The following is a 13528-nucleotide window of genomic DNA, read 5'->3' on the forward strand; positions in this document are numbered from 1 at the left end:
CCCTCGTCTTCACGGTCGGCGATTGACGTAGGTATCGCCGGGAGCGCCGCAACAACAAGGCACTCCCGAAAGGCAACAAACCTATGCATTCTGTGCGTTTCACCACGGACACATCGTCGAACGGTGTCCTCGAACGCGACTTCACCGTGGGCGAGGTCCCCGGCGTGCTCTGGTCGCCCGTATCCGGCCCCGATCACGCCCCCCTGGTGCTGATGGGTCACGGCGGCGGCCTGCACAAGAAGACACCGGGCCTCCTGGCCCGCGCCCACGACACCGTGACCACCTGGGGTTTCACCGTGGTCGCCATCGACGCGCCCGGACACGGCGACCGCCCGCGCACGGCCGAAGACGAGCAGGCCCGCGCCGACCTCCAGCAGGCTCTGGCGGCAGGCGACATCGAGCGCTTCGAGTCGGTCAGCGTCCGCTATGTCACGTCACTGGCGGAGCGTGCCGTCCCGGAATGGCAGGCGACCCTGGACGCCCTGCAGAGACTGCCCGAGATCGGCACCGAGGCGCCGATCGGCTACGGCGGCGGCATGTCGTTGGGCACCGCGATCGGAATCGCGCTGACGGCGGTCGAACCCAGGATCACCGCCGCCATCTTCGGTGGCGGGTTCTTCGTGCACCAGGCGCTGATCGAGGCGGCGAAACGCATCACCGTCCCGATCCAGTTCCTGCTCCCGTTGGACGAGGAGTACGTCGACCGCCAATCCGTTCTCGCGCTGTTCGACACCTTCGCCTCGAAGGACAAGACGTTGCTCGCCAACCCCGGCACCCACCGCGCCATGCGCTGGGTCGGGGTCGACAACGAGTTCCTGGCCCGGCATCTCGGCCGGGCCGGCACGTCAGCGGCCTGACCTGACCGGTATCGGCGTCCGGCTCCGCAGCCGGACGCCGATACCGCTGTCGCACCTCGTCTTTCGCCGGAGCCGAGTCGAAGAGGACCTGATCCACACCTTCGGCCTCTACGACTTGGAGGTGGACACATCGGCGGGCGTATCCGCCACGCTCGCCGAGTCCGTCCTGAAGGCTTGGCGCAAGCGGACCGCGCCGCACGCCATGCAGCCGAGACCGCACGCGAAATGAGCATGGCCCGGGTAACGTCACGCCATGATCGACCCCATGACCAAGCGAGGGATTCCGCCTGCCCGATGACGTGGACAACCACGTCGAGGAATGGGAGGCCGCGTACGAGAAAGTCCGGGCAGCCGTGACCCTCAAGTACCCGGACGGTGGTGAGATTCCCGAGTTCCTCCTGTGCATCGACAACGGTGAGGCGTGGTGGCGGTGGAGCGACGAAGCGTTCGACCACTGATCACAAGCCTGAGCATCGATCTGGAACACGAGGCTCGAGGAAAACGCAGGGCGTACGCGGCGATGCAACCGATCAGCGGCATGAGCGGACGTCTATTGGTCTGGACGGCCGCCGGTCAGGTGGATATGACGTAACCCCGGGCTGAAGGTGGCGACGTGATCGGCGGTGCCATGGTGCGCTTTCGAGGGTGTGAAGCGGCCTTCGCTGACTGCGACGTCGTAGGCGCCGCCGTGAGGGTACTCGGCCAGGATCCCGGTCACCTGGTGCTCGGCTGCCCAGGCGAGTCCGGCGTCCAGCGTGTCGAACACGCCGGAGGCCTGTCGGGCGTGGTCACCGTGGAAGATCCAGACGGCTGGCCTGAGCGGACTGCGCCGGCCGGCGCCGGGCCTGCGGTGCAGGCCCTCGGGCGTGAACGAGAACGCGCCGGAAAAAGGGCCTGGCCGATGACGTACGGCGAGCACCACCGGTTCGGGGTGGGCGCCCCGCAAACCGGTCTCGGGTGCGGTGTTCGCGAAGGCATTCCACAGGTGAAGGCAAATCAAGTCGTCGTCGCGATTGGCGGTGATGTAGGCAAGGGTCTTGGAGTAGAACGGGTTGGTTCCGCCGATCCACAGCGACGGGGGCCCGAACGTCTCAATGACCTCGGACAGCGTGCGGTCCTGCGTCACCCACCCGCCGATGTCGGCACTCAACTGCTGAAACTCCGCCCCCGACAGCACCCGATCCAGTTCCAGCCAGCCGAGACGATGAGCGATCCCGGCGTAGACGGAGGCCGTGGCATCACGCAAGGCGTTGGCGGGAAGAATATCGCTGTAGGCGCCCATGACGCCCGTCGCGGCGAATGCGTCGCGTTCGCGTAGTCGATCGCACTCCGCCCACCACCGCGTCAGGCTCCCGTCCACGGCGGCCATCGCCTCCAGCAGAAGCCGTTCCGCCGCCTCATCCCTGCCGTACATGCCAGGGCGACGAAGCACACTGTTCACCTGATTCAGGTGGCGCCGGCGTGCCTCACCCAGTAAGGGATCGGAGTCCTCACCACTGCTCATCGCATCCGATCATGACACAAACGCGATCCGAGGTATCGGCTCATCCGTAGCCAAGTCGCCAGCCGACGTCCCTCATGCTGCAAATGGCGGCGGATGTCCGGGCTGCCCGCCCGACTGTTGAGGTATGGACATTTTTGCCGATCGACGTCTTGCACCACTTCTGGAAGATCCGATGCTGAAAACCGTCAGCCCAGCTCGGCCGCCTTGCGCAGCAGTACTGAGCGTTCGCGCTGGTTGGCGCACAGCCGGGCCGCCAGCTCCAGCTCGGCGCGCGCCTCCGGTCGCCGTCCGAGCCGGGCCAGCAGCTCGCCGCGTACGGTCGGAACCAAATGCGAACCGGGGAGCCGGTCCGAGGCGATCAGCTCGTCCACGATGGCCAGGGCTTGCGCCGGGCCCGAGGCCATGGCCACGGCGACGGCCCGGTTGAGCTCGACCACCGGCGAGGGCGCGACCCGGCCGAGCGCCTCGTAGAGCAGCACGATCCGGTCCCAGTCGGTCGCCTCGACGGAGGGCGCCGACGCGTGGGCGGCGGCGATCGCGGCCTGCAGGCCGTAGGGGCCGAGGCCGCGAGTCGATGCCTTGGTCAGCGCGGCCAGCCCACGGCGGATCGCCGAGAAGTCCCACCGCCGCCGGTCCTGGTCCTCGAGCAGGATCGGCGAACCGTCCGGGCCGGTCCGGGCCGGGAAGCGCGCGGCCGTCAGCTCGCACAGCGCGAGCAGGCCGTGCACCTCCGGCTCTTCCGGCTGCAGCGCGGCCAGCGTGCGGGCCAGCCGGATCGCCTCGTACGCGACGTCGGGGCGCAGCAGCCGGTCGCCCGACGTGGCTGTCGACCCCTCGGTGAAGATCACGTAGATGACGCTGAGCACGCCGCCCAGCCGCTCCCGGCGCTCGCCGGCCGGCGGCAGCTCGAACGGTACCCCGGCCGCCGCGATCGTCTTCTTGCCCCGGGTGATGCGGGCCTGCACGGTCGGCACGGGTACGAGGAACGCGCGGGCGATCTCCTCGCTGGACAGGCCGCCGACCACGCGCAGCGTCAGCGCCACCCGGGCCTCGGGGGAGAGCACCGGGTGGCAGCTGACGAACATCAGCGCCAGGACGTCGTCGTCGATCCTGTCGGGGTCGATTTCTTCGTCGGCCGCCGAGCCGACCGCCGGGTCGGCCGCCAGCAGGGCATATCGGTCCTGGAGGGCGGTCCGGCGGCGGATCGCGTCGATCGCCCGCCGCCGGGCCGTGGCCATCAGCCAGCCGGCCGGATTCGCCGGAGAGGCGAGCGGCCACGACACCAGCGCCTCGGCCACCGCCTCCTGGGCCGCGTCCTCGGCCAGCCCGAAATCGCCGGTGAACCGGGTCAGCGCAGCGACGATCCGCGCCGACTCGATCCGCCAGACCGCCTCGACATCGGCCGTACCCATCAGATCTGGCCGTCGCTCTCGGGCCCGGCCCAGTCCTTGACGATCACTCGCCGACCTGCGGGACCTCGTCGCTCCCGGGCACCCGCCGGACCTCGATCTTGGACCCGGGGGCCGCCGGGACCCGCTTGGCCCACTCGACCGCCTCCTGTTTCGAGGCGACATCGAGCAGGAAGAAGCCCCCGAACAGTTCCTTGGTCTCCCCGTACGGCCCGTCCGTGACCACCGGGACCTCGCCGCTGAAGTCGACCACGACGCCCTGACCCGGATCGTCCAGCCCTTCGGCCGCGACGTAGACGCCGGCCTTGAACAGGTCCTCGATGAACTGGCGGGTCGTAGCCATCATCTCGTCGATGTCGGCCATCATGGCCGCGTTCGACTCGTCGGTGCCCCGCATGATCAGCATGTACTTCGCCATCGCGTTCTCCTCGTCCAGCGGGCCGCCTCTCGGCTCTCGCACCCTGACGTCGAATGAGTGGCCCGCAGATCGACACGGCCCCGGAGAAATCTCTCGCGACGCAGCCGATCCCTCCGACCCGCGTTTCGCCCGTCAGAGCGGCCCCTGAGCGATGGCTGAGGCGGACGCCCTGCTGATCGGAAACCTTATCGTCGCATCTTTGGAAGGCGGCGACGCTCACACAGATCTGGGAAAGCGTCCGGGGCGCGCTCAGTGATTTCTCTCCGCTACCGGGCTGAAGAGAGGGCGACGGGAAGCCGTAGGGCGGCTGCCCGGCTACTACCAGCTGCACGAGCTGACGGACCTGCTGGGGACGCCCGGCCTTGACCTGGTGCGCTGACCACTAAGGGTGAAGGTTTGGTGAGTGACTCTCGTCGGCCACACTGAGTCCATGGAATACGTCGGCCGGGTGCCCGCCCCGCCGCTCGACCGGTTCATCGACGACATCTACTGCCTGACCGGAGTGCCGCGCCACCGGCGGATGAACGTCCCGCCGATGCCGTCGGCACACCTGTTCGTCAACCTGGGCGGACCCGCCCGCCTGTGGGATTCCGACCCTTCGGTACCGTCGGCAGTGCTCACCGATGGGTGGTTCATGGGTGTATGGACCAGGCGTTTCCTCTTCGAGTACCCCACACCGGTGCGGCTCATCGGGGTGCACTTCAAGCCTTGGGAGATCTCGCCGTTCGTCGACATGCCGGCGACCGAGCTGCGGGACCGATGGGTGCCGGTCGACGCCGTCTGGCAACGGTCTTTGGACCGGATTCGCAACCAGGTCGGCGACATCGCATCGGCCACCGAGACATTGCGGGTATTGGAGCAGGAGCTGCGATCGCGGCTTGCCGAGGCACCGTCGCGCGGTCTCGATCTGGTCCGGCACGCAGGCGGGCGTTTGGAGACCTCCCACGGCGCGGTCCCGGTCGGTGCGCTGACCGATGCCGCCGGGGTGAGCGGCAATCACCTGGCCACGCAGTTCAAGTCTCATGTCGGGGTCACCCCGAAGCGGGTGGCGCGGATCTACCGCTTCGCGCGCCTGATCCTGTCCGTAGACGCCCTGCGTCCGGTCGACTGGCCGCAACTCGCCCAAACGGCGGGCTACTTCGACCAGGCCCACTTCAGCAGGGAGTTCAAGGACTTCACCGGCCACACCCCGACGGAATACCTGGCCCTGCGGCGCCGATTCCCCGCCGAGCGGGGGTTCCCGCCGGACAGCGGCCCGATGCCCGCTGATTGATTTTTTACAAGCCAGTCTCCCCTGGGGACGACAAGATCGGAGGCGACTGCGCAAGGAGACCTGAGGAGAACCTGTGGGCACAGTGATCATGCACAACGTGGTGTCGGTGGACGGCTTCATCGCCGACGAGAACGACGACATCGGGCCACTCCACGACTGGTACTTCAGCGGGGACACCCCGATCACCGAAGGTCGCGACCAGCAGTACGACCATTCCGGAGTTGGAAGCGCCTTCAAGGTCTCAAGCGCATCGGCGGGGTACGTCCGGTCGATGTGGGAGGCGATCGGCGGCGATGGTCACGGCCACGCCGAGCCTGAGGCCGTTCTGCCATCCCTGCTTGACGTTCTTGGTCGGCGGGCGCATAGGGACTCCAGGAGCAGAGCGAGTACACGATTTCCCTTTTCTCGACACGCATTATTCGGGACGCGTGATCGCCGGACGAGGAATGCTCCGCATAGGTCCGGTCAACAATGCGTCTGCCCGGGAAAAGGGATATCCGTACGGACGAGGCCCTGCCGGCTGCACGTGGCGAGCCGGCAGGACCACACGCGCTCAGATCAAGAAACTCTCTCGGTGCAGGCCGGCCGCCGCCGGCCGGTCGACGGCTGGTAGGTCACATCCAGTGATTCTCCGAGCGGCAGCCGCCGCCATGCCGCGACGACCTCCCGGATCCTGGCCCGCACGGGAAGGAGCGTCTTGGCGGTGAGCACGTCCGGCCGGGGCAGGTTTCGACGCCGGCACTGCTGGTCCACCCACGCCAGGCACTGCTCGTCATCAGCGTCGACCCAGGTGGCGGTGCTGATGCCGGCGACGACGCACTCGGCGAGGACCAGCCCGCCCAGGTCCCGGCCGGCCAGGCCCTTCGGGGGCACGCCCCGGGCGATGCGGTCGGCCTCGGCACTGAGGAAACCGAACTCGACGCCGTCGGCGACCAGGTCCCAGAATCCGTTCCGCAGGGGAAGGTGGCCCTCGATGAGGAAGTGCATCAGATCATGGGGAGGCTGGTCGCCGGCCTTCGCCCACGGCCACTTCAGGCCGCTGCCGTCGTCGCGTGTGACATGTACCCAGTCCTGGCGTCCCCGGGCACGGACGAACTTGATGTCCATGACCATCCATTCTCGGCGTGCCCGCGGCTCCCTGGCAGCCGGATTTCCGCCAGGCGTAGAACATGAGACTGCGCCGAAAAGTCGTCGACAAGGCCGCTGCCGGCCACCTATGTTGCGGGCCATGACAGACAGCCCCACGCCGGGTCAGTGCGACTGCGGTGCGATTGCCGGCCCGCTGGGCATGTGCGTGGACTACTACCACGGAATCCTGGCTGAAGAGCAGGCTGATCCTCAGATGTACAGGTGGCACGCGCCTGTGGTCTGCGCGTACCTCCTGCAGCATCCTTCCATGGCCCACGAGAAGTACCTCGACGGCCAGTTCCGCCAGCTGCAGCTCCTCGTGGACAAGGGCCTTGACGCGCTGCTTCGCGTGGCGGCTCATCAGGTGGCGCGGAACAAGCACGGGGCACAGCCGAGCTACGACATGGCGCCATTCGCGGCGTACGCGCCGCTTCCGCCGGGCGGATCTCCCGGGCACTTCCGCGCTTCGTTCTGCGAGCTGCCATTCAGGGATGGCAGCTTCGTGTCTGATGGGCATCTGGCATACGGACGCCGCATCGAAATCATCGCCGAAGCGACAGTGGAGTCCTGGAGATCCCTCCAGAGCTGACGCACGAGCCCGGCCGCGACATCGGCTCCGGCCAGGGCCCCGCTGCCCGCCGCAGCCGGGGCGGCGACACACAGCGGGGCCTCGTCCGACCTCCGCCCTTCAGTACGACTTGCCCGACTGGACGTCCAGCGCTGAGGTACTGCCCGGCCAGACGCCTCTGAGGTCGACCTGGCGCACGCCGCCGGCCCACTGGCCCAGCGGTGTGGGCCACTCGAGGTGCTTGTGGTCGTCGGAGAACACGCCCTTGAAAGCCAGATCGAGAACCAGATTGCCGGCGTCGATGGGAATCGCCGCGAAGGTCGCGCTGAGCCCGGCGGGAATCACCGCGTCCCTGCTCTCGCGCCTGCCCGCGGCCGTGTCGTAGGAGAACCTCGCCTCCACGACATAGGTACAGCCGGGGACGCTGTTCAGCAGCAGCTCGAAGCCCTGCAGGACGCTCGTCCAGTTCTCGATCACCGTCTTGCCGTCGAACGAGGCGAAGGTGTAGGCGACGGGCACGGGACTCGGAGCCGGCGCACCGGGACTCTCGGGCCAGATGTGCTTGGAGACGCTCTTGTCGGCAGAAGTAGTCACGTACGATCCCTTGCCCGACCCCTGCCCGAGCAGATCGTGGACCGCTCCAACGGAGCCGCTCACGGAGAACGTCGTGTTCTCCGACTGCGCTGCGACGTTGACGCCGCTGTCGGCCCAGATGACGCTCGTGACCACGCCGAAGCCCTGGCTGATCCGGTCGCCGGCGCTCATGTTCTGCGTTTCGGCGATCGACTCCAGCCATTCCAACTGGCTCCTGAGCAGGCTCCTGTCCATGAGCTCCTCTGAGGTCACCGCGAACTCCGAGATCATCGACCCGGTCTGCTCCAGTGACCAGGAAACCGTGAGCTCCGCGTTCACCTTCGTACCCGTGTCCGGATCGACGACCGTCGCGTCGGCGCCGAGATCGACCTCCTTGCGCGAGACGTGCTCGGACATGACCGACCACTGCTGGGAGATCGGCCGGGACGTGGTCGTCAGGCCGGGAATGACCACTCCGGCCGAGGTGAAGGTCCCCGTGTTCGGGTCCAGGACACCGACCGCGCCGGGAACGATCGCCGGATTCAGCGACCAGTTGCCCCAGTAGCCCTGCCGTTCTTTGCGGATGAGCTGAGCGAAGATGACGTCCCAGGTTAGAGCCACCCTCGGCCTCCTTGTGTGGGCGGGATCGTTTCTGCTCCATCTTCGGAACTTCAAAGCGGAGAAGCGAGGAGAATGCCGAGGAAAGGGTTCAACTATGGCGAACCAGATGTATCAGTAACTCTGCGCATCAAGACATGCCTGACTTGCAGGGGTTCACGGTTGCGTGTATGACCGTACGGATCCAGGCGACCACTCCTGGTGATCTCAGGTTGCGATCCCGGATCTGGGCGGCTTACCCTGAACCAGGCGTTGATCCACCGCCCAACCTCCTTCAGCCCTCCCGGCGGGGCTGCTCGGTGGAGGCAAAGGGGACAGATCCTCGGATCGCTGATCATCTGCCCTTTCACGGGCTCTTCGCCGGAGGACGAGCCCGTGGTCGCCGAGGGTCAGGATGACAGCGAACAAGAACTTCAAGCGGCGCGTACGTGAACGCGCCGCGCGTACAGGCGAGTCCTACACTGCTGCCCTCCTCCACCTTCGGCGCATCGACGCCAAGGAGCACTTCGTGCAGTGGCAGCGTTTCGTCAAGCCCGAGTTCGGCTACGCCATCCACGTCCCGCAAGGGTGGGACGAGCGGCCGCCCAACCTGAAGAACAGCCCGTGGGAGACCGCCCGGTACGGCGACCGCTCCGACAGGCGGCACAGCATCATCGTCTTCCGCCCAGCGTTCCACCGCCCGCAGATGACGGCGACGGAGGCGGCGGAGATGGCCCGGCACTCGCTCGAAGCCGCCGGGTTCTCCGAGTTCGCACTGACGGAGGCCGAGGTCGCGGGCATCACCGGCGCGCGGCTCACCTTCGCCAAACACGACGCGGGACGGATCTGGGCCGTGAGCGAGTACTTCGTCGTACACGACGACGTGCGGTTCGTGCTGGGATGCGGATCGGCGATCCCGGAGGAGGACGAGTCCCTCTTCACCGCCATCGCCCGGCAGTTCGAGATCCTGCCTGAGGCCGCGCAGCCCACACCCGCCGAGTGAGTCTCCGGCGCCCCGCCGCCGGCGGCGGGGCGCTAACGCCGTGCCGTCCCGCCCCGATAACGCCACAGCGGCCTTTTGCCGGTCACCCGCGCCCAGGAGACAGCACATGAGCGACGAGGTACGCGTCACGATCGAAGCCGTCCCCCGCGCGGGCCTGACCGCGCAGCAGCTGCGCCAGGCGGTGGCCGAGCACCCCGAGGCGCTGGCCGCGCTGGAGGTCGCCGACCCGGCCAGGCTCACCGTGGCCTTCGCGCCCGGCCTGGGCCACGACCCCGGCGAGAACGCGCCGTTCCAGGCCACCGTGTTCGACCCGGTCGGCAACCGCGCCGTCGAGCTGCGCGGCACCCTCGACCGGCCCGAACGCGCCGAGCTGCGGCCCAGCGCCCACCGGCCGCCGCCCAGCCGCGAGGAGCTGGTGGCCGCCGCCGAGATCCTGCGCGCCGACCCCCGCTTCCCCACCGGGGAAGACGTGGTCGTCTACCGGCCCATGCCGCCGCTGGCCGACCTGGAAAACCCCGACGGCACCACCGTGCGCCGCCCCACCCTCGGGATGTACACGCCGGGCGAGCCCACCGGGCTGCGCCACCGCATCGTCGCCGTCGACCTCGCCGGCCGCGCCGTCGACTGGACACCGGCCGGCGTCAACGTGCGCATGCACGCCGACTGCGAGCACAGCGTCCCCGAAGGCGTCGACGCGCTGACCGACCACGGCGGCCCCGACCAGGTGCGGGTACGGGTCCACCGCGGCGCCACCGAACTGTGGAACCTGCTGGTCGTACGGCCGCGCGCCTCGGCACCGCAGAACCCGGGCGTGGGCGGCGGCGTCGAACTGCGCGAGGTCCGCTACCGCGGCAGGCTCGTGCTGCGCCAGGCCCACGTACCCGTCCTCAACGTCGAATACGAGGAAGGCACTACCTTCCGCGACGATGCCAGTTTCGAAACCCGCTTCAACGCCGTCGGCACCGACCCGGTCGGCTGGGGCTGGCGGTTGTGCGAACACCCGCCCCGTACCATCCTGGAACGCCCCTCCACCGACGCCGGCAACTTCCAGGGCGTGGCCTTCCACCACGACGGCCAGGAGCTGCGGATCGTCAGCGAGCTGGCCGCCGGCTGGTACCGCTACGCCAGCGACTGGCGCCTGGGCGACAACGGCGACATCAGCCCGCGCTTCGGGTTCGCGGCCACCGCCAACCCCATGACCTGCCTGGTGCACCGCCACCACGCCTACTGGCGGCTCGACTTCGACATCGACGGGGCCGGCAACGACGTCATCGAACAGATCGACGACACCGGCTCCATCATCCCCGAACCCGTGCCGATCATCCGCGAGACCAGCCGCAAACGCCGCCACCCCGCCCTCTACTGGCAGGTACGCGACAAGGCCTCCGGCCGCGGCTACCAGATCCACCCCGGACCCCTCGACGGCACCGCCGACGCCTACGGCGTCTCCGACCTGTGGTTCCTGCGCCATCACCCGCGCGAGCTCGACGACGGCAACCCCGGCCCGCGCGACCGCGCCGCCATCAACCGCTTCCTCAACGGCGAGAGCCTGAACGGCACCAACGTCGTCGTCTGGTACGCCGGCCACTATTACCACGACCAGGCACACCCCCAGCCGCACCAGGGCGAGCTGATCGGCCCGCGGCTGGTGCTCATCTAACCGGTACTCTTGTCGCCCATGAGCCAGGTGGGAGATGCGACGGCGCGCGCCCTGCTGCGCAGGCTGGCCGTCGAACAGGCCGAATGCAGAGTGCCGTCGCTGACGGCGGCGATCGTGCGCGACGGTCGGCAGGCATGGTTCGGCGGGCGCGGCCGCGTGGACGACGCGCCGCCGACCCCCGCCACCCAGTACCGGATCGGGTCGATCACCAAGAGCATGGTCGCCGTCGTGGTCATGCGGCTGCGCGACGAGGGCGCGCTACGGCTGTCCGACACGCTGGAGGAGCACCTGCCGGGCACACCGCTGGGCCACCTGACCATCGCCCAGCTGCTGTCGCACACGGCGGGACTGACCGCCGAACCGCCCACCGCCTGGTGGGAGCGCACCCCCGGCGTCCCCGTCGCCGACCTGCTCGAACGCCTGGGGCCCGGCGAGCTCAAGCACCGGCCGGGGCGGCGCTTCCACTACTCCAACCTCGGCTTCGCCCTGCTCGGCGAGCTCGTCGCCCGCGTCCGCGGCACCACCTGGCTCAAGGCGCTGCAGGCCGAGGTGCTCGAGCCGCTCGGCATGAACGACACCACCGCCCGGCCGCGCGCGCCGCACGCCACCGGCTACGCCGTCCACCCGTACGCCGATGTCGTTCTGGCCGAGCCCGAGCACGACGCCGACGCGATGGGGCCGGCCGGGCAGTTGTGGTCGACGCCGCACGACCTGGCGCGATGGGCGGCGTTCGTCGGCGGCGAGACCGGCGACGTGCTGAGCCCGGACACCCTCGCGGAGATGCGCGAGCCGGCCGGCGTGGACGACGGGGACGCCTGGACCGGCGGCTTCGGGCTCGGCCTGCAGCTGGCCCGGGTCTCGGGGCGGCGCCTGGCGGGCCACAGCGGGTCGATGCCGGGATTCCTGGCCACCGTGTGGGCCGATCCCGCCGACGGGGTCGGGGTGCTGTTCATGGCCAACACCACCTCGGGGATGAGCGGCACGCTGCTGACCGACCTGCTGGACATCCTGCAGGAGTACGAGCCGCGCCTGCCGCACGAATGGCAGCCGGTCGCGGCCGATCCCGATCTGCTGGCGCTGACCGGGCTGTGGCATTGGGGGCCCAAGCCGTACACGCTGCGGCTGCTGCCCGAACGCGGGCTGGCGCTGGAGCCGGTCGGGGGCGGCGGGCGGGCCTCGCGGTTCGTGGCCCAGCCCGACGGGACGTGGCTGGGGCTGGACGGCTACTACGCCGGCGAGACGCTGCGGGTGGCGGCCGACCATCTGGACCTCAACACGTTCATCTTCACCCGCACCCCGTACGAGCCGGGCGCGCCGGTGCCGGGCGGAGTCACCGGCTGGCACGCCTGAACGGCGATCACGAACGGCACGTGATCGCCAGGCCGGTCACCCGGCCACCTTGTCCAGAAAGGTCAGCAGGTTGGCCTGCGTACGGGCGGCCTTCTCCGCCGGGGTGAGGGACTCGTCGATGACCCCGTGCCCTGGTGCCTCCTTCTTCCCGCGTACGTACAAGGAACATGCCAGGTCGGTGCAGAGATACTGCCCGACCGAGTTGCCCTGGCGGCCGGCCTCACCGGTACGGCGCGCGGTCATCAGCGCCACGCCGCCACTGGTGTGCGTGGTCAGGCACAGCGAGCACATGCTGCGTGAGGTGAAACCTCGCGACGCGCTGGAGGTGACCCGCAGGGCGATCCCGACGAGGCCGCCATCGCGTTCGGCCACCAGGTAGGCGCGTTCGGGCGCACCTGGATCTCGCCATCCGAGGAAGTCGAGGTCTTCCCAGGGGCTGTCGGTGAAGTCTTTGGGGAGGTTGAGACGCTTGATCTCTCCTTTGGAGCAGTTGATGAATGACGCGCGGATGTCGCGCTCGGTGACTGGTCTCATGAGCGGCGAGGCTAGCTCTGCTTAAGGGTATTATGCAAATAATTAAAGCCTTTAAGTTGGCGGGAAGGGGCGGCACATGGCACGCGCGGGGCTGACGGCGGAGCGCCTGACCCGGGCGGCGGCGGACCTGGCCGACGAGATCGGCTTTCAGAACGTGACCGTCTCGGCGCTCGCGCGCGCGTTCGACGTCAAGCCCGCCGCCCTGTACGCCCACGTCAAGGACGCGCAGGACCTGCGGGAAAGAGTGGCTGAGCTGGCCCTGACCGAGCTCGCCGACAGGGCCGCCGCCGCGCTGGCCGGCCGCGCGGGCAAGGACGCGCTGGTGGCCTTCGCCAACACCTACCGGGACTACGCGAAGGAGCATCCGGGCAGGTACGCCGCGATGCAGATCGATCTCGACCCGGACGCGGCGGCCGCCGGCGCGGCACGCCGCCACGCGGAGATGACGCGGGCGATACTGCGCGGTTATGAGCTGCCGGACCCCGACCAGACGGATGCGGTACGGCTGCTGGGCGGCGCTTTCCACGGATATGTGTCCCTGGAGACGGCGGGCCTGTTCCACCACCACCCGCGCGACGTGGACACTTCGTGGTCCAGAGCGCTGGACGCGCTCGACGTCGTTCTCAGACACTGGCCGCCCGCCTGACGGTCGCG

General features: G+C 68.9%; 14 protein-coding genes and 1 pseudogene. 9 read left to right on the forward strand and 6 right to left on the reverse strand.

Annotation, left to right across the window (positions count from 1 at the left end):
• The first annotated feature begins 83 nt into the window (after positions 1–83).
• Together ACQPWU_RS27790 and ACQPWU_RS27795 are read left to right on the forward strand one after the other, a co-directional pair.
• A complete protein-coding gene (locus ACQPWU_RS27790) occupies positions 84–857 on the forward strand; it encodes an alpha/beta hydrolase (RefSeq protein WP_433444657.1) in 774 nt (257 codons plus the stop codon).
• A 299-nt stretch (positions 858–1156) separates the two neighbouring features.
• Entirely contained in the window at positions 1157–1315 is a 159-nt protein-coding gene (locus ACQPWU_RS27795) for a hypothetical protein (protein ID WP_433444658.1), read from the forward strand.
• 92 nt (positions 1316–1407) lie between these two features.
• Here ACQPWU_RS27795 and ACQPWU_RS27800 read toward each other — a convergent pair whose 3' ends face one another.
• From ACQPWU_RS27800 to ACQPWU_RS27810, 3 genes and pseudogenes are all read right to left on the reverse strand, one after another.
• Complete coding sequence (locus tag ACQPWU_RS27800; protein ID WP_433444659.1) at positions 1408–2361, reverse strand: DUF7710 domain-containing protein; 954 nt, start codon at positions 2359–2361, stop codon at positions 1408–1410.
• A 185-nt stretch (positions 2362–2546) separates the two neighbouring features.
• Positions 2547–3773 (reverse strand): RNA polymerase sigma factor, encoded by a 1227-nt coding sequence (locus tag ACQPWU_RS27805; RefSeq protein WP_433444660.1) that lies wholly within the window; start codon positions 3771–3773, stop codon positions 2547–2549.
• Positions 3773–4188: pseudogene (locus tag ACQPWU_RS27810) on the reverse strand (YciI family protein). Before ACQPWU_RS27810 ends, ACQPWU_RS27805 begins: the two are co-directional and overlap by 1 nt.
• Positions 4189–4618: 430 nt before the next feature.
• Between ACQPWU_RS27810 and ACQPWU_RS27815 the strand changes: the two are divergent.
• Positions 4619–5461: a DUF6597 domain-containing transcriptional factor gene (locus ACQPWU_RS27815; RefSeq protein WP_433444661.1), complete on the forward strand. Its 843-nt coding sequence runs from the start codon at positions 4619–4621 to the stop codon at positions 5459–5461.
• 73 nt (positions 5462–5534) lie between these two features.
• Positions 5535–6074, forward strand: a complete 540-nt coding sequence (locus ACQPWU_RS27820; protein WP_433444662.1) for a hypothetical protein — start codon at positions 5535–5537, stop codon at positions 6072–6074.
• Here ACQPWU_RS27820 and ACQPWU_RS27825 read toward each other — a convergent pair.
• Positions 6020–6568 carry a hypothetical protein gene (locus ACQPWU_RS27825; protein WP_433444663.1) on the reverse strand — a complete coding sequence of 183 codons (549 nt, stop codon included), beginning with the start codon at positions 6566–6568 and terminating at the stop codon, positions 6020–6022. The two genes, ACQPWU_RS27820 and ACQPWU_RS27825, sit on opposite strands and share 55 nt — an antisense overlap.
• A 121-nt stretch (positions 6569–6689) precedes the next feature.
• On the opposite strand from ACQPWU_RS27825, the gene ACQPWU_RS27830 reads away from it, so the two are divergent.
• Positions 6690–7178 carry a DUF5946 family protein gene (locus tag ACQPWU_RS27830; protein ID WP_433444664.1) on the forward strand — a complete coding sequence of 163 codons (489 nt, stop codon included), beginning with the start codon at positions 6690–6692 and terminating at the stop codon, positions 7176–7178.
• 99 nt (positions 7179–7277) lie between these two features.
• On the opposite strand, the gene ACQPWU_RS27835 is transcribed toward ACQPWU_RS27830, so the two are convergent.
• Positions 7278–8351, reverse strand: coding sequence for a hypothetical protein (locus ACQPWU_RS27835; protein ID WP_433444665.1), 1074 nt, complete (start codon positions 8349–8351; stop codon positions 7278–7280).
• Between the two features lie 391 nt (positions 8352–8742).
• Between ACQPWU_RS27835 and ACQPWU_RS27840 the strand changes: the two genes are divergently transcribed.
• The 3 genes from ACQPWU_RS27840 to ACQPWU_RS27850 all read left to right on the forward strand — a co-directional run bounded on the left by ACQPWU_RS27840 (position 8743) and on the right by ACQPWU_RS27850 (position 12340).
• Positions 8743–9330, forward strand: coding sequence for a hypothetical protein (locus ACQPWU_RS27840; RefSeq protein ID WP_433444666.1), 588 nt, complete (start codon positions 8743–8745; stop codon positions 9328–9330).
• Between the two features lie 106 nt (positions 9331–9436).
• A complete protein-coding gene (locus ACQPWU_RS27845; protein ID WP_433444667.1) occupies positions 9437–10990 on the forward strand; it encodes a hypothetical protein in 1554 nt (517 codons plus the stop codon).
• An 18-nt stretch (positions 10991–11008) separates the two neighbouring features.
• A complete protein-coding gene (locus ACQPWU_RS27850; RefSeq protein ID WP_433444668.1) occupies positions 11009–12340 on the forward strand; it encodes a serine hydrolase domain-containing protein in 1332 nt (443 codons plus the stop codon).
• Positions 12341–12376: 36 nt separating this feature from the next.
• On the opposite strand, the gene ACQPWU_RS27855 is transcribed toward ACQPWU_RS27850, so the two are convergent.
• Entirely contained in the window at positions 12377–12874 is a 498-nt protein-coding gene (locus ACQPWU_RS27855; RefSeq protein WP_433444669.1) for an FBP domain-containing protein, read from the reverse strand.
• 76 nt (positions 12875–12950) lie between these two features.
• On the opposite strand from ACQPWU_RS27855, the gene ACQPWU_RS27860 reads away from it, so the two are divergent.
• Positions 12951–13520: a TetR/AcrR family transcriptional regulator gene (locus ACQPWU_RS27860; protein WP_433444670.1), complete on the forward strand. Its 570-nt coding sequence runs from the start codon at positions 12951–12953 to the stop codon at positions 13518–13520.
• Positions 13521–13528 lie beyond the last annotated feature (8 nt).

This window comes from Nonomuraea sp. CA-141351 (assembly GCF_050944675.1).
GTDB lineage: Bacteria > Actinomycetota > Actinomycetes > Streptosporangiales > Streptosporangiaceae > Nonomuraea.